Below are 19,230 nucleotides of genomic sequence, written 5' to 3'. Positions count from 1 at the left end.
CGGCGGGGGAACGCACTGGAGGGTAGAGGGTTTTGTGGGCATTGCGACGGGTTTCTGCCTAATGGTTATGTATTGGCAGTACCGGCCTCTTCGCGGGTAAACCCGCTCCCACAAGTACCGCATCACTCTCAGGACCTGTGATATCCCTGTGGGAGCGGGTTTACCCGCGAAAGGGCCAGCACAGACAACAGAAGACTCAGGGCTGCAACTTGCCGTCCTCTTCCACAGCAGCCTCAGCCTCTTCCTCGCGCAAATCATCGAAATCGGTCTTCAGCCCCTCTTCCATCGCATCCAGCTCCACCAGCAGGCTACGGAAGCTGGTCTCCTCCTTCGGTTCGGCAACCTCTTCCTCTTCCCCAAGGCTGGCATCCGCCAATGCCTGCAGGTGCGCCGGCACTGGCGCATCGTCCGGGTCGAGCAGCGGCTCGGGCTCCATCTCCCGCAGCTCGGCCAAGGCTGGCAGCTCGTCCAGGCTCTTGAGGTTGAAATGGTCGAGAAACGCCTTGGTAGTGGCGAACATCGCCGGCCGCCCGGGCACTTCGCGGTAACCGACCACGCGGATCCACTCGCGCTCCATCAGGGTCTTGATGATGTTGCTGTTAACCGCCACGCCACGCACATCCTCGATTTCGCCACGGGTGATGGGCTGGCGGTAGGCGATCAGGGCCAGGGTTTCCAGCAGCGCGCGCGAGTAGCGCTGCGGGCGCTCTTCCCACAGGCGCCCGACCCACGGCGCAAAGTCCTCGCGAATCTGCAGGCGGTAACCGCTGGCCACCTCCTTGAGCTCGAAGGCACGGCCATTGCACGACTTGCCCAGCAGCTCCAGAGCCTGCCTGAAGACCTTGGGCTCCGGTCGCTCGGCTTCCTCGAACAGTTCGTACAGGCGCTCCAGGGATTGCGGCTTGCCCGAAGCCAGCAGGAAGGCTTCGATCAGCGACGCCAGGTCGCGGGGTTCATTCAGGTTCATCAGGTTCTTCAACAAGCGCGGGGCGAAGCCGCACGTGGATGGCGGCGAAGGGTTCATTCTGCACCAGTTCGATCAGCGATTCCTTCACCAGCTCGAGAATCGCCATGAACGTCACCACAACACCTAGCTTGCCCTCCTCGGCGGCGAACAGCTCGACGAACGGCACGAAACCGCCGCCCTTCAGGCGTTCCAGCACCTGGCTCATGCGTTCGCGGGTGGACAAGGTCTCGCGGGTGATCTGATGGCTTTCGAACAGGTCGTTGCGGCGCATCACCTCGGCCATCGACACCAGCAGCTCCTCCAGGCTGACCTGGGGCAACAGCTTGCGCACCTTGGCCTGCGGCGCCTCCAGCCGCGGCACCACCACCTCGCGGCCAACCCGTGGCAATTCATCGATACCTTCGGCGGCGGCCTTGAAGCGCTCGTACTCCTGCAGCCGGCGGATCAGTTCGGCGCGCGGGTCGCCCTCCTCCTCCTCGACGTCGGCCGAGCGCGGCAGCAACATGCGCGACTTGATCTCGGCGAGCATGGCAGCCATCACCAGGTATTCGGCGGCCAGCTCCAGGCGCACGCTCTTCATCAGCTCCACGTAGCCCATGTACTGGCGGGTGATTTCCGCCACCGGGATGTCGAGGATGTCGATGTTCTGCTTGCGGATCAGGTACAGCAACAGGTCCAGCGGGCCTTCGAAGGCTTCGAGGATGACTTCCAGGGCGTCCGGCGGGATGTACAGGTCCAGCGGCAGCTCGGTCAGGGCTTCGCCATAGACCAGGGCCAATTGCAGTTGGCGAGGCACCTCGGCCTGTTCGGCCGGTGCCTCGGGCGTTTCCACCTGGCTCACGCGTTGACCAGGAACGGCGTGGGGTCGCCGCAGCCTTCACGGACCAGTTCCGGCTCATCACCGGACAGGTCGATGATGGTCGATGCCTTGAGGTCACCGAAACCGCCGTCGATCACCAGGTCGACATGGTGCTCCAGGCGCTCACGGATCTCGTAAGGGTCGGTCATCGGCTCGGTGTCGCCCGGCAGGATCAGGCTCACACTCATCAACGGCTCGCCCAGCTCAGCCAGCAAGGCCAGGGTGATGGCATGGGCCGGCACCCGTAGCCCGATGGTGCGGCGTTTATCGTGCAACAGCAGCCGCGGCACTTCGCGCGTGCCATTGAGGATGAACGTGTAAGGCCCCGGCACATGTGCCTTGAGCAGGCGGAAGGTGCCGGTATCGACCTTGGCGTACAACCCCAGCTGCGACATGTCGCAGCACATCAGGGTGAAGTTGTGGGTCTTGTCCAGCCCGCGCAGGCGCCGCACCCGTTCGATGGCCGCCTTGTCACCCATCTGGCAACCCAGCGCATAGGCCGAATCCGTCGGGTACACCACTACACCGCCCTTGCGGATAATCTCGACGGCCTGCTTGATCAGGCGCTGCTGCGGGTTCTCCGGATGAATCTGGAAAAATTGGCTCACGTAGTCGTCCTGTTCATACCGCCAAAGGCTGTTCATGGCTGAATCGGCGCCACAGAGGTGGCAGGTCCTCGGGCAAAGGCCGGTAGGCACCGATCTCGCCCCAGGTGCCGGGGCCGTGGAAGTCACTGCCAGCGCTTGCCAGCAGGCCGAACTCACGGGTGAGGATGGACATGGTGCCCACCTGCTCGGCAGGCATCATCCCGTTGACCACTTCAAGCGCCTGCCCGCCTGCCTGAATATAGTCGGCAATCAGCCTTCTGCGCTTGCTGCGGGTCAGATCGTAGTGCATGGGATGCGCCAGGCTCACCCAAGCGTTGGACTGGCGCAGGGTGGCGACGGTTTCATCGAGGGTAGGCCAGTGCTGCTTGACGTCCCCGAGCTTGCCGGCGCCCAGCCATTTGCGAAACGCCTCGCCGCGGTCCTTGACGTGCCCGGCACGCACCAGGTACTCGGCAAAATGCGGGCGCGCCGGGGCGTTGCCGCTATCGCCCAGTTCGTGCTGCACGGCGCGAGCGCCGTCGAGGGTACCGGGCATGCCCTTGGCCGCCAGCCGTTTGTCGATTTCTTCGGCGCGCAGCCAGCGGCCACGGTGCAGCGCTTCGATCGCCGCCAGCAGGGGCGGCGCGTCGAGCGGGAAGTCATAGCCCAGCACATGGATGGTCGCGCCACCCCAGGTGCACGACAGTTCCACCCCGCTGACCCAGTGCATGCCCTTGTCGCGGCACGCCTGGCGCGCCTCGGGCAGGCCTTCGATGGTGTCATGGTCGGTCAGTGCCAGCGTTTGCACCCCATGCTCATGGGCCCGGGCGACCAGTATCGAGGGCGACAGGGCGCCGTCGGAGGCCGTGCTGTGACAGTGCAGATCAACATTCATGGAGGAGCGCTTTCGCTGGAATCGATGTTTGTTATTATGCCGTCACATCCTGATTCTGGCTGCCATTGTGAAACAATTCATCGATTTCATCCCGCTGCTGCTGTTCTTCATCGTCTACAAGCTCGACCCGCGCCCCATGGAAGTCGCCGGTCACAGCTTCGAGTTCGGCGGCATTTACAGCGCCACCGCCATGCTGATCATCAGCTCGCTGGTGGTCTACGGCGCGCTGTTCCTGCGCCAGCGCAAGCTGGAAAAGGGCCAGTGGCTGACCCTGGTGGCCTGCCTGGTGTTCGGCGGCCTGACCCTGACCTTCCACAGCGAAACCTTCCTGAAGTGGAAGGCGCCGGTGGTGAACTGGCTGTTCGCCCTGGGCTTCGCCGGCAGCCACTTCATCGGCGACCGGGTGCTGATCAAGCGCATCATGGGCCACGCCCTGAGCCTGCCTGATGCCATCTGGACCCGCCTGAACCTGGCCTGGATCGGCTTCTTCCTGTTCTGCGGCGCGGCCAACCTGTTCGTCGCCTTCACCTTCCAGGACTTCTGGGTCGACTTCAAGGTGTTCGGCAGCCTGGGCATGACCGTGATGTTCCTGGTAGCGCAGGGCGTGTACCTGTCGCGCCACCTGCACGACGACCCTTCTACCTCCAAACCCAAGGATTGACATGCTCTACGCCATCATCGCCAGTGACGTCGCAAACTCCCTGGAAAAGCGCCTGGCCGCCCGCCCGGCGCACATCGAACGCCTGCAGCAGCTGAAGGCCGAGGGCCGCGTGGTACTGGCCGGCCCGCACCCGGCCATCGACAGCAACGACCCGGGCGAAGCGGGTTTCAGCGGTAGCCTGATCGTTGCCGAGTTCGACTCCCTGGCCGCTGCGCAGGCCTGGGCCGATGCCGACCCTTACATTGCCGCGGGCGTGTACGACAAGGTGGTGGTCAAGCCGTTCAAGCAAGTGCTGCCTTGATCTGAGACCGCGTGGGCTTCTTCGCGGGCTTGCCCGCTCCCACAGGGACACCACAGGTCCTGAGGTTTGTGGGTTACCTGTGAGAGCGGGCAAGCCCGCGAAGAAGCCCACGCGGTACCGGCAGTTATACTGTTGCCATCAGTCTGCGGTATCTTTGCCACTGGCGGGCCGAATAGCCGCCGTCAATGGTTGAATTGAGTGAGTCATGAGCGAGCTGTTACTGATAGATGATGACCAGGAGCTGTGCGAGCTGCTCGGCAGCTGGCTGACCCAGGAAGGGTTTACCGTGCGCGCCTGCCACGACGGCCAGAGCGCACGCCAGGCCCTGGCCACGCATGCCCCGGCGGCCGTGGTGCTGGACGTGATGCTGCCCGACGGCAGTGGCCTGGAACTGCTCAAGCAGTTGCGCAGCGAGCATGCCGAACTGCCGGTGCTGATGCTCTCGGCCCGCGGCGAGCCGCTGGACCGCATCCTCGGCCTGGAACTGGGCGCCGACGACTACCTGGCCAAACCCTGCGACCCGCGTGAACTCACCGCTCGCCTGCGTGCCGTGCTGCGCCGCAGCCACCCCACCGCCACCACCAGCCAGGTGGAGCTGGGCGACCTGGTCTACAGCCCTGCCCGTGGCGTGGCCAGCATCGATGGCCGCGAAATGACCCTGACCCTGTCCGAAAGCCGCATTCTCGAAGCCCTGCTGCGCCAACCCGGCGAGCCGCTGGACAAGCAGGAACTGGCGCAGATCGGCCTGGGCCGCAAGCTGACCCTGTACGACCGCAGCCTGGACATGCACGTCAGCAACCTGCGCAAGAAGATCGGCCCCCACGCCGATGGCCGGCCGCGCATCGTCGCCCTGCGCAGCCGTGGTTATTACTACTGCCTCTGAACATCTTTACCGAGCCTTTACCATCCACTGACCGCGCTTGACGGTGATCTCCCTAGACTGTGCTCATCCGGTAACCACCGGCCCATGAAAGGAGAGACACCATGCGCAAGACCCTTATCGCCCTGATGTTCGCCGCCGCCCTGCCGACCGTGGCCATGGCCATGCCTGAAGGCGGCCCGCGCCACGACGGCCCACATCATCGCGGTGATGCGCCTTTCCACCAACTGGACCTGAGCCGTGACCAGCGCCAGCAGATCGGCAAACTGATGGGCGAGCAGATGAAACAGCGCCGCGACATCACCGAGCGCTACCTGTCCAAACTGCCGGCCGCCGACCAGAAGGCGCTGAAGGACGAACTGCAGGCCAACCGCGACAAGACCGACAGCGCGGTCCGTGCCCTGCTCAAGCCAGAGCAGCAGAAGAAGTTCGACGAACTGCAGAAGGAACGCGCCGCACAGAAAGCCGAGTGGCAGGAGTTCCAGGCCTGGAAAGCTGAAAAAGGCAACAAGGCCCAGTAAGCTGTCCGCCCGATGCCCGGCCCGCCTCAGTGCGAGCCGGGCTTTTCTTGTTTGCAGGAGGTGCACTTGCGTTCACTGTTCTGGCGCATCCTGGCCAGTTTCTGGCTGGCCATCACCCTGGTTGCGGGCCTGTCGATCCTGCTGGGCCATATGCTCAACCAGGACGCCTGGATCCTCAGCCGCCACCCGGGCCTGAATACCCTGGCCAGCAAGTGGGCCAAGCATTACGAACAGGAAGGCCTGGCTTCGGCACAGCACTTCCTGGAACGGCGCAAGGACCGCTACAAGATCGACGTGCAGGTGCTCGACGACAGTGGCGAAGCCGTGGTGCCCGGCACCTTCCCGCGCCGTGCGGCAGCCTTCGAGGCACGCCAGCACAATGACCAGCGGCGCCTGCCGTGGCGCCGGTTGACCGAGGAATACACCAGCCCCGACACCGGCGAGACGTACCTGCTGATCTATCGCATCCCCCACCCGGCGCTGGATGCCTGGCACCGCGAAAGCCTGTTGTGGCCGCTCAGTGCGCTGGGCATTGCCCTGGTGGTGCTGACCCTGTTCAGCCTGCTGGTGACCCTGTCCATCACCCGCCCGCTCAGCCGCCTGCGCAGCGCCGTGCATGACCTGGGCCAGACCACCTACCAGCAGAACAGCCTGGCGCAGCTGGCGGCGCGGCGTGACGAGTTCGGCGTGCTGGCCAAGGACTTCAACAAGATGGGCGCGCGCCTGCAAAGCACCATCGGCAGCCAGCGCCAGTTGCTGCGCGATGTGTCCCACGAACTGCGCTCGCCGCTGGCCAGGCTGCGTATCGCCCTGGCCTTGGCCGAGCGCGCCGAGCCTGAGCAGCGTGAGGCGCTGTGGCCACGCCTGACCCGCGAATGCGACCGCCTGGAAGACCTGATCAGCGAAATTCTCGCCCTGGCGCGGGTCGATGCCGAACAGGCCCATGCCGAGCCGGTCGACCTCAACGCCCTGCTCGGCAGCGTGCGCAAGGACGCCCAGCTCAGCGCACCAGAGCAGGACGTGCGCCTGGAGGCACAATCGGGGTTGACCTTGCAGGGTTGGCCAACGCTGATCGAGCGTGCCGTGGACAACCTGCTGCGCAACGCCCTGCGCTTCAACCCGCAGGGCCAGCCAATCGAAGTCAGCGCCATGCGCGAGCAGGATCGTATCGTGATCAGCGTGCGTGACCATGGGCCGGGAGCGGCGGCGGAACACCTGGCGCAGCTGGGGGAACCGTTCTTCCGTGCGCCGGGGCAGGATGCGCCGGGGCATGGGCTGGGGCTGGCGATTGCACGCAAGGCGGCAGAGCGGCATGGTGGCAGCCTGGTGCTGGAGAACCATCCACAGGGGGGCTTTGTGGCGCGGCTGGAGTTGCCTGTGACTGAAGCGACAGGCAGTTGATTTGATGTAAATGCTCCCGGCCTCTTCGCGGGTAAACCCGCTCCCACAGGTACCTGTGCAAGGCCTGAGATTTGCGCACCACCTGTGGGAGCGGCGGGCGGTGATGTGCTGTAAAGGCACCCGCCCTCTTCCACAGGTACTGTGCAAGGCCTGAAATTTGCGCAACACCTGTGGGAGCGGGTTTACCCGCGAAAGGGCCGGATGCCTTGATACGGCAATCAGCCCAAGGCCGCGTTACTCGCCCCAGGCACTGACGAAATCTGCAGTTTCCAGAATCGGCGCGGTGCGCGGCTCGGTCAGCGGCGTACCCACATACAGGTAACCGATCAGCTCCTCGTTCGCGGCCAGCCCCAGGCCCTTGTGCACATGGGCATCGAAAGCCATGTCCCCGGTGCGCCACACCGCACCGATACCTTGCGCATGCGCCGCAATCAGAATGCCGTGCGCCGCACAGCCTGCCGCCAGCCGCTGCTCGGACTTGGGCACCTTGAAGTGGTCCTGCAGCTTGGCAACGACCACGATCAGCAACGGCGCCCGCAGGGGCATGGCGCGGGCCTTGTCCAGGGCAGCCTGGCTGGCATCCCCCTTGTGCTGCAGCGCTTCGGCGAACAGCTCACCCAGCTTCTCGCGGCCCTGGCCTTCGATGGTGAGAAAGCGCCACGGCCGCAGCTGGCCGTGGTCCGGGGCGCGCAGGGCGGCCTGGAACAGCGCCTCGCGCTGGGCGGCATTGGGCGCCGGGTCGGTCAGGCGTGGCACGGAAACACGGTTGAGCAATGCGTCGAGAGCCTCCATCGGCTACCCTCCTGGCAGGTAAATGTGCCGCCATTCTAGCGTTTACATCACCAGACCCATAGGTAGAATGGCGCCCTTCCGTTTCGAGTCAGAGCAGATCACATGGCGTTGCCGACCTTAAGGATCATTGGTTTCATCATCGGCATCTTCCTGATTACCCTCGCCGTCAGCATGGCCGTGCCCATGGCGACCCTGGTGATCTTCGAACGCACCCGTGACATGCCGTCGTTCCTCTGGTCGAGCCTGATCACCTTCATCGCCGGCCTGGCCCTGGTGCTCCAGGGCCGCCCCGAACATGTGCACCTGCGCCCGCGCGACATGTACCTGCTGACCGTCAGCAGCTGGCTGGTGGTGTGCGTGTTCGCCGCCCTGCCGTTCCTGCTGACCCAGCACATCAGCTACACCGACGCCTTCTTCGAAAGCATGTCGGGCATCACCGCCACCGGCGCCACCGTGCTCAGCGGGCTGGACAACATGTCACCGGGCATCCTGATGTGGCGCTCGATGCTGCACTGGCTCGGCGGCATCGGCTTCATTGGCATGGCGGTAGCGATCCTGCCGCTGCTGCGCATCGGTGGCATGCGCCTGTTCCAGACCGAATCGTCCGACCGCTCGGAGAAGGTCATGCCGCGCTCGCACATGGTCGCCAAGTCGATCGTGGGGGTATACGTCGGCTTCTCGATCCTGGGCGCGCTGGGCTTCTGGTGGGCCGGCATGAGCCCGTTCGATGCGATCAACCACGCCATGTCGGCGATTTCCACTGGCGGGTTTTCCACCTCCGACCAGTCGCTGGCCAAGTGGGATATCCCGGCCGTGCACTGGGTCGCGGTGGTGGTGATGATCCTCGGCAGCCTGCCCTTCACCCTTTACGTGGCGACCCTGCGCGGCAACCGCAAGGCACTGATCCGCGACCAGCAGGTGCAGGGTTTGCTGGGCATGCTGGTGGTCACCTGGCTGGTGCTTGGCACCTGGTACTGGGCCACCACCAACCTGCACTGGCTCGACGCCCTGCGCCACGTTGCGCTGAACGTGACTTCGGTGGTCACCACCACCGGCTTCGCCCTGGGTGACTACAGCCTGTGGGGCAACTTCTCGCTGATGCTGTTCTTCTACCTGGGCTTCGTCGGCGGCTGCTCCGGCTCGACGGCAGGTGGCATCAAGATCTTCCGCTTCCAGGTCGCCTACATCCTGCTCAAGGCCAGCCTCAACCAGCTGATCCACCCACGCGCGGTGATCAAGCAGAAGTACAACGGCCACCGCCTCGACGAAGAAATCGTGCGTTCGATCCTGACTTTCTCGTTCTTCTTCGCCATCACCATCTGCGTCATGGCGCTGCTGCTGTCGTTGCTTGGCGTGGACTGGATGACCGCCCTGACCGGCGCTGCCGGCACGGTCTCGGGTGTGGGCCCGGGCCTGGGTGAAGTGATCGGCCCGTCGGGCAACTACGCCACGCTGCCGGACGCTGCCAAGTGGATTCTCGCCAGCGGCATGCTGCTCGGCCGATTGGAAATCATCACCGTGCTAGTGTTGTGCATGCCGGCGTTCTGGCGTCACTGACCACCTCGGGCTCGGCACCCAGGCGGGCGCGGTACTCACTGGGCGTGGCATGGAACCAGCGGCGGAACGCCCGGTAGAAGTTGCTGGGGTCGGCAAAACCCAGCAGGTAGGCGGTTTCCAGCAGGGTCATGCCTGGCTGCGCCAGGTACTGTTCGGCCAGTTCGCGGCGGGTATCGTCGAGCAGGGTCTGGAAGCTGGTGCCTTCTTCCTGCAGCCGCCGCTGCAAGGTGCGCTGCGACAAGTGCAGGGCCTGAGCCAGGGTTTCGCGCTTGGGCTCGCCCTGCGGCAGGATGCGGCACAGTACCTGGCGCACGCGGTGGGTGACCCGGCTTTCCGAGAAACGCGCCAGGTATTCGCCGGCAAAGCGATCATGCAGGATGGCCATGGCTTCGTTGGCGGTGGGCAGCGGCGCCTCCATGTCGGCGCGTTCGAACACCAGCGCATCGTGCGGCGCACCGAACACCAGCGGCGAATGGAACGCCACCTTGTACGGCTCGATATTCTTTGGCTGCGGCCCCTGCACCAGCACCCGGCGCGGTTGCACCGGCCGACCGCTGAGCCAGCTGCACAGCGCCAGCGCGCAGGCCAGCGATGCCTCGGCACTGTGCCGGGTCGGTGGCAGATGGTCGCCGTGTACGGTCAGGATCAGCGAATAGCCCTCGGGGCCGAGGACGAAGCTGAGGTCGGAGCTTTCGGCGATGATGCGCTGGTAACGCACCAGGCGCTCGAAGCCTTCGGCCAGGGTGCGGCTGGACATCAACGCATAGCCCACCACATGGAACGACGCCGGGCGCACCACCCGCGCCATGTTCAGGCCTATGGCCTCGTTGCCCGAGAGTTCCACTGCCAGTTGCCATAGCCGGGTCATGGAGTCCTGGGGGAAGCGCGCGTCGGGGTCGTCGAGGGCAGCGAAATCCAGCCCCAGCTGCTTGAACATGGCCCGGCAGTCCAGCCCTTCCAGTTCGAGTGCCTTCACGATCCCTGATGCCCAGCTGGCTGACGTGGTTCTTTCGCTCATGACAGGCATTTATGCTGACCGCTCCTGCGGTGAACCCCAAGGATATTCAATTGGCGCCTATTGTCACTGATAGGCCTCGCCAGTCACTCTAGACTCGATTCAGGCTCCACGCCGTGCATCTTGTCCAGAAGTATTAATCCCGGAGCACTGTCATGAACCGCACAGCGCAGTTTCGCAGTTTTGCCGAGTTCTACCCTTACTACCTGGGGGAGCACAGCAACCCCACCTGCCGCCGCCTGCACTTCGTCGGCACCAGCCTGGTGATAGCCCTGCTGGCCTTTATCATCGGCAGTGGCAAATGGTTGTTGCTGCTGGCCTTGCCCGTGTTCGGCTACGGCTTTGCCTGGGTCGGGCATTTCTTTTTCGAAAAGAACCGGCCTGCGACCTTTACCCATCCGCTGTATAGCCTGATCGGGGATTTCGTGATGTTCAGGGATATCCTGTTGGGCAAGATCAGCCTGTAGATTTTTTGGGGCCGCTTTGCGGCCTGTGGGAGCGGCCTTGTGTCGCGAAAGGGCTGCAAGGCAGCCCCCTTGGCCCTCAACCCCTACGCCGGTTCGCGCACCGCCGCCGCTGCCTGCGCTTCACGCGCCTGCGCCTCCGCCAGCCGATACAGCTCGATCGTGCCATCCCAATGCTCGATCAGCGCCGTGCACGACTCCACCCAATCCCCGCAATTGAGGTACTCCACCTCCCCCACCTGGCGAATCTCGGCATGGTGGATATGCCCACACACCACCCCATGAAAACCGCGGCGGGTGCACTCGTGGGCAATGGCATCCTCGAAGTCGCTGATGAAGTTCACCGCGCCTTTGACCTTGTGCTTCAGGTATGCCGACAGCGACCAATAGCCGTATCCATAGCGGGCACGCCAGTGGTTGAGCCAGCGGTTGAGCACCAGGGTGAACTCGTAGGCACGGTCACCGAGGAACGCCAGCCAGCGGTGGTAACGGGTAATCACGTCGAACTGGTCGCCATGGATCACCAGCAGGCGGCGGCCATCGGCGGTCAGGTGCTCGGCCTCGTCCACCAGCTGGATGTTGCCGAGCATCAGCTTGGAGTAACGGCGCAGGAATTCGTCATGGTTGCCGGTGACGTAGATCACCTCGGTGCCGCGCTTGCTCATGGTCAGCAGGCGGCGGATCACGTTGGTATGGGCTTGAGGCCAGTAGATTCCGCCGCGCAGCTTCCAGCCATCGATGATATCGCCCACCAGGTAGATGCGGTCGGCCTGGTAGCCCTTGAGGAACTGCGACAGGTGTTCGGCCTGGCAGTCGCGGGTGCCCAGATGCACATCGGAGATCCACAGGGTACGCACGCGTTGCTTGCGCGAGGGACGTGACAGTTCGGCATGGGTCATGGGCAGGCTCCGGCGCAGTTTGCTGGAGACTGGCAGGCGCGGATGACAGCGCAGTGGCAAAACCGTTACGAGTGATGGACTGCAGGGAATGAGGCACAATGCGGTTCTGCCCTGCGAGGACGACTCTCCCCATGACCGCCGGCCCGATCCTCTCGCTGCGCCATTACCGCGACAGCCTGATCGCCCACAGCCACGAACACCCGCAACTGGTGTTCGGCCTGCGCGGTCGCCTGGAGTTCGAGGTGCAGGGGCATGGCGCCGGGATCGATCGACAGGGGCTGATCGTGGTACCGGCGGGCGCCCATCACACCTGCACCAGCGATGGCGGCAGCGATTGCCTGGTGCTGGATGTACCAGGGGACCACTGGTTGCGCGAGCAACTGGGCGAACATGCCGATGCCAGCCGCCGCCTGCTCGACCGCCCCGCCGCCCTGGGCCTGGACGAGCGCCAGCAGCAATTGGTGGACTGGCTGGCGACCAGCCCCATGCACGACCCGCTGATTGCCCGGCAAGGGGCAGCGCTGCTGCTGGCCAGCCTCAACCCCACGGCAGCAGCCAGCGTCGCAGCCAGCCAGCGCCTGCCCTATGCCGCCTTCGATGCGCATATCGAGCGGCATGCCGCCTACCCGCTGCAAGTGGCTGACCTGGCGCGCATCGCCGGGTTGTCCAGTGCCCGCCTGCATGCGCGCTTTACCGCAGAATGCGGGATGACGCCGATGGACTACATTCGCCAGCGGCGCTTGCTCAAGGCGCGGCGGCTGGTGATGCAGACCTTGCTACCGATGGGGGAGATTGCGGCGCAGGTGGGGTACAGCTCGCAGAGTGCGTTTTCGGCGGCGATGTTGCGGGCGTTCGGGTGTACGCCGTTGGCATTGCGGCGAGAGTCTGGCGACAATTGACGCCAGTCTTGCGACAGACCGCCTTTGCCTGTGCCTATACACTTTGCCTGTGCCGGCCCTTTCGCGGGTAAACCCGCTCCCACAGGTACTGCGCAGGCTTCAAAAGCGGTGCAGTAACTGTGGGAGCGGGCATGCCCGCGAAGAGGCCGGCACAGCCAGTAGAGATCTTGAGCAAGGACCACCCATGAACCACCGCACCGCCCTCGGCGCCCTGCACATCGGCGCGCTGTTCTTCGGCCTCACCGGCGTTTTCGGCAAACTGGCCGCCAGCGCCAGCCCGGCGATCATCGTCTTCGGCCGCGCCGCCTTCGCCGTGCTCGCCCTGGCCCTGTTCGCCAGCCTGGCCGGGCCGGGCTGGCAACGCCTGAGCGGCCAGGACGCCCGCCGCCTGCTGCTCGGCGGCGTGCTGCTGGCCGGGCACTGGGTCAGTTTCTTCATCGCGGTAAAGGTCGCCGGCGTGGCCATCGCCACCCTCGGCTTCGCCAGCTTCCCGGCCTTTACCGTGATCCTCGAAGGCCTGCTGTTCCGCGAACGCATCCGCCGCAACGAGGCTTCGCTGGTGTTGCTGGTCAGCATCGGCCTGGTACTGGTCACACCAGCATTCGACCTGGCCAGTGAAGCCACCGGCGGCCTGCTCTGGTCATTGCTGTCGGGGCTGCTGTTCTCCTTGCTGTCACTCACCAACCGCGCCGGCTCCGGCCGCCTGCCTGCAGTGCAGGCGGCGCTGTGGCAGAACCTGGTGGTGGGCTTGTGCCTGCTGCCGTTCGCGGCACCGGACCTGGCCGGCGTAGCCACCATGGACTGGCTGTGGATCGCCCTGCTCGGCATCTTCTGCACAGGCGTGGCGCACAGCCTGTTCGTCGCCAGCCTGTCGGTGATCAAGGCGCGCACCGCCGCCGTGGTATTCGGCATGGAACCGGTCTACGGCATTGCCGTGGCCTGGGTGGTGTTCGCCGAAACCCCGACCCTGCGCATGCTGCTGGGCGGCGCGCTGATCATCTTCGCCATCGTGCTGTCCAGCCGCCTGGCCGCCGAGCAACCGCCCAGGCAGCGGCCGCTGGCCGAGGGCGCCTGATTCAGCGGTCGTTGTGGCCCAGGTCGCGCTGCGGGTCGATCTGGTCGCGCACCCGCTGCTTCAGCACCTTGGCTTCGGGGAAGCCACCGTCGGCCTTGCGCTCCCAGATCTGCACGCCATTGCAGGTGATGCGGAAGATACCGCCGGTGCCAGGCTCCAGGGCCACCCGGCCAAGGTCGTCGGTGAAGGTGCTGAGCAGTTCCTGGGCCAGCCAGGCGGCACGCAGCAGCCATTGGCACTGGGTGCAATACGTGATGACGATTTCCGGTTTGCTGTCGGCCATGGTGAGGCATCTCCAGGTGAGGGGCCGCTTATACTAGCGGTCTTTAGCCCACGGTTTGAGACTCACGATGCGCCGTTTGCTGTTCTGTTTCCTGCTCACCCTCACCTCCCTCACGGTATTCGCCGCCGAACCGGCCAGGCCCAAGGTTGGCCTGGTGCTGTCGGGGGGCGCGGCCCGTGGCCTGGCCCACATCGGTGTGCTCAAGGCCCTGGAGGAACAGGGCGTGCGCATCGACGCCATCGCCGGAACCAGCATGGGCGCGGTGGTCGGCGGCCTGTATGCCTCGGGCTACAGTGTCGAAGAGCTGGAAAAGCTCGCCACCACCCTCGATTGGCAACAGGCGCTGTCCGATGCCCCGCCGCGCAAGGACGTGCCGTTCCGGCGCAAGCAGGATGACCGCGACTTCCTGGTCAAGCAGAAGCTCAGCTTTCGCGACGACGGCAGCCTGGGCCTGCCGCTGGGGGTGATCCAGGGCCAGAACCTGGCGCTGCTGCTGGAAAGCAAGTTGGCGCATACCGCCGACACCCGTGACTTCGACAAGCTGCCCATTCCCTTCCGCGCCGTGGCCACCGACATCGCCAGCGGCGAAAAGGTGGTGTTCCGCCGTGGCCACCTGCCCCAGGTGATCCGCGCCAGCATGTCGATCCCGGCGGTGTTCGCCCCGGTCGAACTGGACGGCCGGCTGCTGGTGGACGGCGGCATGGTCGACAACATCCCGGTGGACGTCGCCCGCGAAATGGGTGTGGACCTGGCCATCGTGGTCGACATCGGCACCCCGCTGCGTGACCGCAAGCAGCTGGCCACGGTGGTCGATGTGCTCAACCAGTCGATCACCCTGATGACCCGGCGCAACTCGGAAGAACAACTGGCCAGCCTGCACCGCGACGACATCCTCATCCAGCCACCACTGACCGCCTTTGGCGTCACCGACTTTGGCCGCGCCCGGGAAATGATCGAGGCCGGCTACCGCGCCACCCGCCTGCTCGACCCGCGCCTTGCCGCCCTGCGCCAGCCCGAAGGTGACAGCAGCCTGGCCGTGGCCCGCTCGCCGCGCCAACGCACGCCGACGATCACCGCGATCAGGATCGAAAACGACTCCAAGGTCAGCGACGAGGTCATCCGCTCGTACATCCGCCAACCGATCGATGCGCCGCTGGAGCTAGGCCGCCTGCAGACCGACATGGGCACGCTGTACGGCCTGGACTACTTCGACCGGGTGCAGTACCGCGTGGTGCACAAGGGCGACGACAACACCCTGGTGATCAACGCCCGCGGCCGACGCGGTGGCACCGACTACCTGCGCCTGGGCCTGAACCTGTCGGACGACCTGCGCGGCGACAGCGCCTTCAACCTGGGCGCCAGCTACCGGGTCAACGGCATCAACAGCCTCGGCGCCGAATGGCTGACCCGTGGCCAGATCGGCGACCAGCAGGAGTTGTACAGCGAGTTCTACCAGCCGCTGGACGTGGGCTCGCGCTACTTCATCGCGCCGTACCTGGACTTCAGCTCGCAGAACATCGAAGCCACCCTGGACAACGACCCGGTGGCCGAGTACCGCCTGGAGCGTTACGGCTTTGGCCTTAACGTGGGGCGGCAGATCGGCACCAACGGCGAAGTGCGCCTGGGCGTGGGCAAGGCCTGGGGCGAGGCCGAGGTACGCATCGGCGACCAGGACCTGCCCAAGGTCAGTTTCAACGAAGGTTTCTACGAGCTGAAGTACTCGTTCGACACCCTCGACAACGTGTACTTCCCGCACAGCGGCGAGGATATCGGCCTGACCTTGCGCAAGTATGACCAGTCGCTGGATTCCGACCAGGATTACCGGCAGTGGATGTTCAACCTGGACAAGGCCCTCAGCAGCGGGCCGAACACCTTCGTGCTGGGCGGGCGCTACGGGCGCACGCTGGATGATACCGAAGTGGTGACGTCGAGCTTCGTGCTGGGTGGCGCGCGGGAGCTGTCAGGCTTCCGCCAGGACTCGGTGTCGGGGCAGAACGTGAGCCTGATGCGCATGGTCTACTACCGCCGCCTGACACCACGGGCCTACGTGCCGCTGGACTTCCCGCTGTACATCGGCGGGTCGCTGGAGCGAGGGCGGGCGTGGAACAACGACAACGATTTCGACAGTGGCTACATCAATGCGGCGAGCATCTTCCTGGGGCTGGAGACGCCGCTGGGGCCGTTGAACCTGAGCTACGGGGCCAACAGTGCGCATGAGCAGGCGGTGTACCTGAACCTTGGGCATACCTTCTGAACCGTCGGGGCTGCCTTGCAGCCCATCGCGACACAAGGCCGCTCCTACAGGAGTACGCGATCCCCTGTAGGAGCGGCCTTGTGTCGCGATGGGCCGCAAAGCGGCCCCAGGCCCCTCAGGATTTCTCCAGGTTGGCCAGGATCTTGGCATGCACCCGCATGCACACCTGCAGCTCCGCCTCGTCAACCCCGGTGAACAGCTCTACCCGCAGTTGATTGGCAATGGTCTCGATCTGGTCGATCAGCGGTTTGGCCGGCGGGCAAAGCACAATCTTCTTCGCCCGCCGGTCTTCCAGCACCGCTTGCCGGCGTACCAGCCCCTGCGCCTCCAGGCTGTCGAGCAGGCGCGCCAGGGTCGGGCCTTCGACGCCCACGCTCTGGGCCAGCTCACGCTGGGTCGGGGCCTCTTCGAAACGGGCCAGGTGCAGCAACACCAGCCAACGCGCCTGGGACAGGTTGAGCCCGGCCAGGCGGCGGTCCAGCTCGGCACGCCAACCCCGGGACATCTGGGCCAGCTGCATGCCGAAGCGGTGTTGGTTGTCGGTCAGGGGCATAAGCAACTCATTGAACAGATCTAATTATTAGGCAGCTAACCATGGCCCGTCCCACGAGGCAAGGCTCGGGCACCCTGGAATGTTCGATAATCGTCAAAAAACATGACAAAGGTCAGCAGATGGCAGTTCTGCCTTCGATCCTGTCGTCACTTACAGCTCGAACTCGGCCGCCAGCGCAGCCCGCACGCAGTACAGCACGCCCTCCGGTACCCGCGCCCCGAACAGTGGCGCAATCGCCGATACCGGTGGAAGCTCGCCCTCGCCATCGAGGAAGGCATCCTGCACTTCCATCAACAGGTCTTCCGGCAGGTCCAGGGCCTGTTCCAGGCTCAGTTCCTGGCGGCCCAACGCCTCGGCCAACAGGCTGTAGACGTTCTTCTCGCTGCAGTTGAGCTGCCCGGCGATCTGCGCCGGAGTCATGCCGGCACGGGCCAGGCTGACCAGTTCGTGGCGCAGGTCGAGTACCACTTTCGGCGCTTCGTCGGTGCCGCCGCTGTTGTTCAGCACCTCGAGGAAGGCCTGGCCATAACGCTCCAGCTTGCGCGCACCCACGCCGCTGACCTGGGCCATGTCGCTGAGGCTGACCGGCTGGCTGCGCAGCATCTCCAGCAGCGTCGAGTCGGGGAAGATGACGTAGGGCGGCACGCTGTGCTCCTCGGCCAGCTTGCGCCGCAGGGTACGCAGCGCTTCCCACAGTTCGCGCTCTTCGGCACGCACCAGCTGGCTGGCCGGGCTGCCGCCACTGGACGACGAAGTCCTGGCGGTGGTCTGCGGCTTGAGGTCACGGCGCAGCTGCAAGGTCACTTCGCCACGCAGCAGCGGCCGGCAGCTGTCGGACAGGCGCAGGCCGCCGTAGCCTTCCAGGTCGATGTCGACCAGGCCGCGCGCCACCAGCTGACGGAACAGCGAACGCCACTCGACTTCGGCCAGCCCCTTGCCGACGCCAAACACCGAGAGCTTCTCGTGGCCGAAATTGCGCACCTTCTCGGTGTCCTTGCCCAGCAGCACATCGACCAGGTGACCGACGCCATAGCGCTGGCCGGTGCGGAACACCGCCGACAGCGCCTGGCGGGCCGGCTCGGTGGCGTCCCAGGTCTGCACCTGGTCGACACAGTTGTCACAGTGCCCGCACGGTTGCTCGAGGGTTTCGTCGAAATAGGCCAGCAGCGACTGGCGGCGGCAGCGGGTTTCTTCGCACAGGGCCAGCATGGCGTCGAGCTTGTGCTGCTCGATGCGCTTGTGGCGCTCGTCACCTTCGGAGTTCTGCAGCATCTGCTTGAGCATCACCATGTCCTGCAGCCCGTAGGCCATCCAGGCATCGGACGGCAACCCGTCACGGCCGGCACGGCCGGTCTCCTGGTAGTACGCCTCGAGCGACTTGGGCAGGTCAAGGTGGGCGACAAAGCGCACGTTGGGTTTGTCGATACCCATGCCGAAGGCGATGGTGGCGACCATGATCAGACCTTCCTCGTTGAGGAAGCGGTGCTGGTTGGCCGCACGCGTCTCGGCAGCCAGGCCGGCGTGATACGGCAGCGCGGGGAAGCCCTGGTCACAGAGGAAGGCGGCGGTTTCGTCGACTTTCTTGCGCGACAGGCAATAGACGATACCGGCGTTGCCGCGGCGCTCGCCGAGGAACGCCATCAGCTGCTTGCGCGGCGCCTCCTTGGGCACGATGCGGTAGAAGATGTTGGGCCGGTCGAAACTCGACAGGAAGCGCTCTGCGCCTTGCAGGTGCAGGCGCTGGACGATCTCCTCGCGGGTGCGCATGTCGGCGGTGGCGGTCAGCGCAATGCGCGGCACATGCGGGAACAGCTCGGCCAGCTGGCCCAGTTGCAGGTATTCGGGGCGGAAATCGTGGCCCCATTGCGACACGCAGTGGGCCTCGTCGATGGCGAACAGCGAGATGTCCAGGTCGCGCAGGAAGTCGAGCATGCGCGGCTGCACCAGGCGCTCCGGCGCCAGGTACAGCATCTTCACTTCACCACGGCGCAGGCGCCCGGCCAGGTCACGCTGCTGCTCCGGGGTCAGCGTGGAGTTCAGCGCAGCGGCCGGCACACCCAGTTCGTCGAGCGTGGCGACCTGGTCGTCCATCAGCGCGATCAGAGGCGAGACCACCACCGTCAGGCCCGGGCGCAGCAGCCCCGGCACCTGGAAACACAACGACTTGCCGCCGCCGGTGGGCATCAGCACCAGGGCATCGCCGCCATTGGCCACGCAGTCGATGATCGCTGCCTGGCGCCCGCGGAAACTGTCGTAGCCGAAGACGTCCTTGAGAACGCGCTGAGCCTGTTCGAGCATGTGCAACTCCACAAATCGCCGTACCATCCCGGATACAGGCTGGACGAAAAACCCGCCCCGCACACGCCA

At 65.1% G+C, this 19,230-nt stretch carries 20 protein-coding genes; 10 read left to right on the top strand and 10 right to left on the bottom strand.

The window, feature by feature from the left end; all coding sequences use genetic code 11:
- Positions 1–196 precede the first annotated feature (196 nt).
- From scpB to ABIB24_RS20195, 4 genes are read right to left on the bottom strand one after another with little or no spacing between them, the layout of a single operon-like run.
- Positions 197–967 (bottom strand): SMC-Scp complex subunit ScpB, encoded by a 771-nt coding sequence (gene scpB, locus ABIB24_RS20210; protein ID WP_085618582.1) that lies wholly within the window; start codon positions 965–967, stop codon positions 197–199.
- A complete protein-coding gene (locus ABIB24_RS20205) occupies positions 954–1,808 on the bottom strand; it encodes a segregation and condensation protein A (RefSeq protein WP_490818700.1) in 855 nt (284 codons plus the stop codon). Before ABIB24_RS20205 ends, scpB begins: the two co-directional genes overlap by 14 nt.
- Complete coding sequence (locus ABIB24_RS20200; protein WP_038408376.1) at positions 1,805–2,434, bottom strand: L-threonylcarbamoyladenylate synthase; 630 nt, start codon at positions 2,432–2,434, stop codon at positions 1,805–1,807. Before ABIB24_RS20200 ends, ABIB24_RS20205 begins: the two co-directional genes overlap by 4 nt.
- Positions 2,435–2,447: 13 nt before the next feature.
- Complete coding sequence (locus tag ABIB24_RS20195; RefSeq protein WP_023661025.1) at positions 2,448–3,308, bottom strand: PHP domain-containing protein; 861 nt, start codon at positions 3,306–3,308, stop codon at positions 2,448–2,450.
- A gap of 67 nt (positions 3,309–3,375) precedes the next feature.
- Here ABIB24_RS20195 and ABIB24_RS20190 point away from each other — a divergent pair, with 67 nt between their 5' ends.
- From ABIB24_RS20190 to ABIB24_RS20170, 5 genes are all read left to right on the top strand, one after another.
- Positions 3,376–3,969: a septation protein A gene (locus ABIB24_RS20190; RefSeq protein ID WP_003259096.1), complete on the top strand. Its 594-nt coding sequence runs from the start codon at positions 3,376–3,378 to the stop codon at positions 3,967–3,969.
- Position 3,970: 1 nt separating this feature from the next.
- Entirely contained in the window at positions 3,971–4,270 is a 300-nt protein-coding gene (locus ABIB24_RS20185) for a YciI family protein (RefSeq protein ID WP_015271283.1), read from the top strand.
- Between the two features lie 205 nt (positions 4,271–4,475).
- Positions 4,476–5,153: a response regulator transcription factor gene (locus ABIB24_RS20180; protein ID WP_025340136.1), complete on the top strand. Its 678-nt coding sequence runs from the start codon at positions 4,476–4,478 to the stop codon at positions 5,151–5,153.
- A gap of 101 nt (positions 5,154–5,254) precedes the next feature.
- A complete protein-coding gene (locus tag ABIB24_RS20175; protein ID WP_137164566.1) occupies positions 5,255–5,671 on the top strand; it encodes a Spy/CpxP family protein refolding chaperone in 417 nt (138 codons plus the stop codon).
- 60 nt (positions 5,672–5,731) lie between these two features.
- Positions 5,732–7,072 (top strand): sensor histidine kinase, encoded by a 1,341-nt coding sequence (locus ABIB24_RS20170; protein ID WP_354317093.1) that lies wholly within the window; start codon positions 5,732–5,734, stop codon positions 7,070–7,072.
- Positions 7,073–7,306: 234 nt separating this feature from the next.
- Here ABIB24_RS20170 and ABIB24_RS20165 read toward each other — a convergent pair whose 3' ends face one another.
- Positions 7,307–7,864: a nitroreductase family protein gene (locus ABIB24_RS20165; RefSeq protein WP_025340139.1), complete on the bottom strand. Its 558-nt coding sequence runs from the start codon at positions 7,862–7,864 to the stop codon at positions 7,307–7,309.
- 102 nt (positions 7,865–7,966) lie between these two features.
- Here ABIB24_RS20165 and ABIB24_RS20160 point away from each other — a divergent pair, with 102 nt between their 5' ends.
- Entirely contained in the window at positions 7,967–9,421 is a 1,455-nt protein-coding gene (locus ABIB24_RS20160) for a TrkH family potassium uptake protein (protein WP_013973677.1), read from the top strand.
- Here the strand turns inward: ABIB24_RS20160 and ABIB24_RS20155 are convergent.
- Complete coding sequence (locus ABIB24_RS20155; RefSeq protein WP_025340140.1) at positions 9,378–10,439, bottom strand: AraC family transcriptional regulator; 1,062 nt, start codon at positions 10,437–10,439, stop codon at positions 9,378–9,380. The genes ABIB24_RS20160 and ABIB24_RS20155 overlap by 44 nt on opposite strands.
- 152 nt (positions 10,440–10,591) lie before the next feature.
- Between ABIB24_RS20155 and ABIB24_RS20150 the strand changes: the two genes are divergently transcribed.
- Positions 10,592–10,903, top strand: a complete 312-nt coding sequence (locus ABIB24_RS20150) for an Mpo1-like protein (protein ID WP_274079294.1) — start codon at positions 10,592–10,594, stop codon at positions 10,901–10,903.
- A gap of 83 nt (positions 10,904–10,986) precedes the next feature.
- Here the strand turns inward: ABIB24_RS20150 and ABIB24_RS20145 are convergent, their stop codons facing one another.
- A complete protein-coding gene (locus ABIB24_RS20145) occupies positions 10,987–11,799 on the bottom strand; it encodes a UDP-2,3-diacylglucosamine diphosphatase (protein WP_085589115.1) in 813 nt (270 codons plus the stop codon).
- A gap of 131 nt (positions 11,800–11,930) precedes the next feature.
- Here ABIB24_RS20145 and ABIB24_RS20140 point away from each other — a divergent pair, with 131 nt between their 5' ends.
- On the top strand, positions 11,931–12,698 hold the full coding sequence (locus ABIB24_RS20140; RefSeq protein ID WP_137164570.1) for a helix-turn-helix transcriptional regulator: 768 nt from the start codon (positions 11,931–11,933) through the stop codon (positions 12,696–12,698).
- 184 nt (positions 12,699–12,882) lie between these two features.
- Complete coding sequence (locus ABIB24_RS20135; protein WP_137164571.1) at positions 12,883–13,773, top strand: DMT family transporter; 891 nt, start codon at positions 12,883–12,885, stop codon at positions 13,771–13,773.
- A 1-nt stretch (position 13,774) separates the two neighbouring features.
- On the opposite strand, the gene ABIB24_RS20130 is transcribed toward ABIB24_RS20135, so the two are convergent.
- Positions 13,775–14,056 (bottom strand): Rdx family protein, encoded by a 282-nt coding sequence (locus ABIB24_RS20130; RefSeq protein ID WP_025340145.1) that lies wholly within the window; start codon positions 14,054–14,056, stop codon positions 13,775–13,777.
- 67 nt (positions 14,057–14,123) lie between these two features.
- On the opposite strand from ABIB24_RS20130, the gene ABIB24_RS20125 reads away from it, so the two are divergent.
- Positions 14,124–16,310 (top strand): patatin-like phospholipase family protein, encoded by a 2,187-nt coding sequence (locus ABIB24_RS20125; protein WP_238066738.1) that lies wholly within the window; start codon positions 14,124–14,126, stop codon positions 16,308–16,310.
- A gap of 115 nt (positions 16,311–16,425) precedes the next feature.
- Here the strand turns inward: ABIB24_RS20125 and ABIB24_RS20120 are convergent, their stop codons facing one another.
- Positions 16,426–16,863 (bottom strand): MarR family transcriptional regulator, encoded by a 438-nt coding sequence (locus ABIB24_RS20120; protein WP_013973685.1) that lies wholly within the window; start codon positions 16,861–16,863, stop codon positions 16,426–16,428.
- Positions 16,864–17,013: 150 nt separating this feature from the next.
- The gene (gene recQ, locus ABIB24_RS20115) at positions 17,014–19,161 is read right to left on the bottom strand and encodes a DNA helicase RecQ (protein WP_085589121.1); all 2,148 of its coding nucleotides are present in this window, start codon (positions 19,159–19,161) and stop codon (positions 17,014–17,016) included.
- Positions 19,162–19,230 lie beyond the last annotated feature (69 nt).

The organism is Pseudomonas sp. UYEF17 (assembly GCF_040546125.1).
In the GTDB taxonomy this organism is placed as follows: Bacteria; Pseudomonadota; Gammaproteobacteria; order Pseudomonadales; family Pseudomonadaceae; genus Aquipseudomonas; species Aquipseudomonas putida_Z.
Note: the sequence above shows the minus strand (reverse complement) of the source record. Positions and strands in the feature narration are given on the sequence as shown.

Excerpts from the sequence above, each read along its gene's own strand:
- scpB (WP_085618582.1), bottom strand. The coding sequence starts at position 967 with ATGAACCTGAATGAACCCCGCGACCTGGCGTCGCTGATCGAAGCCTTC.
- ABIB24_RS20195 (WP_023661025.1), bottom strand. The coding sequence starts at position 3,308 with ATGAATGTTGATCTGCACTGTCACAGCACGGCCTCCGACGGCGCCCTG.
- ABIB24_RS20185 (WP_015271283.1), top strand. The coding sequence starts at position 3,971 with ATGCTCTACGCCATCATCGCCAGTGACGTCGCAAACTCCCTGGAAAAG.
- ABIB24_RS20180 (WP_025340136.1), top strand. The coding sequence starts at position 4,476 with ATGAGCGAGCTGTTACTGATAGATGATGACCAGGAGCTGTGCGAGCTG.
- ABIB24_RS20175 (WP_137164566.1), top strand. The coding sequence starts at position 5,255 with ATGCGCAAGACCCTTATCGCCCTGATGTTCGCCGCCGCCCTGCCGACC.
- ABIB24_RS20165 (WP_025340139.1), bottom strand. The coding sequence starts at position 7,864 with ATGGAGGCTCTCGACGCATTGCTCAACCGTGTTTCCGTGCCACGCCTG.
- ABIB24_RS20160 (WP_013973677.1), top strand. The coding sequence starts at position 7,967 with ATGGCGTTGCCGACCTTAAGGATCATTGGTTTCATCATCGGCATCTTC.
- ABIB24_RS20155 (WP_025340140.1), bottom strand. The coding sequence starts at position 10,439 with ATGAGCGAAAGAACCACGTCAGCCAGCTGGGCATCAGGGATCGTGAAG.
- ABIB24_RS20150 (WP_274079294.1), top strand. The coding sequence starts at position 10,592 with ATGAACCGCACAGCGCAGTTTCGCAGTTTTGCCGAGTTCTACCCTTAC.
- ABIB24_RS20145 (WP_085589115.1), bottom strand. The coding sequence starts at position 11,799 with ATGACCCATGCCGAACTGTCACGTCCCTCGCGCAAGCAACGCGTGCGT.
- ABIB24_RS20140 (WP_137164570.1), top strand. The coding sequence starts at position 11,931 with ATGACCGCCGGCCCGATCCTCTCGCTGCGCCATTACCGCGACAGCCTG.
- ABIB24_RS20135 (WP_137164571.1), top strand. The coding sequence starts at position 12,883 with ATGAACCACCGCACCGCCCTCGGCGCCCTGCACATCGGCGCGCTGTTC.
- ABIB24_RS20130 (WP_025340145.1), bottom strand. The coding sequence starts at position 14,056 with ATGGCCGACAGCAAACCGGAAATCGTCATCACGTATTGCACCCAGTGC.
- ABIB24_RS20125 (WP_238066738.1), top strand. The coding sequence starts at position 14,124 with ATGCGCCGTTTGCTGTTCTGTTTCCTGCTCACCCTCACCTCCCTCACG.
- ABIB24_RS20120 (WP_013973685.1), bottom strand. The coding sequence starts at position 16,863 with ATGCCCCTGACCGACAACCAACACCGCTTCGGCATGCAGCTGGCCCAG.
- recQ (WP_085589121.1), bottom strand. The coding sequence starts at position 19,161 with ATGCTCGAACAGGCTCAGCGCGTTCTCAAGGACGTCTTCGGCTACGAC.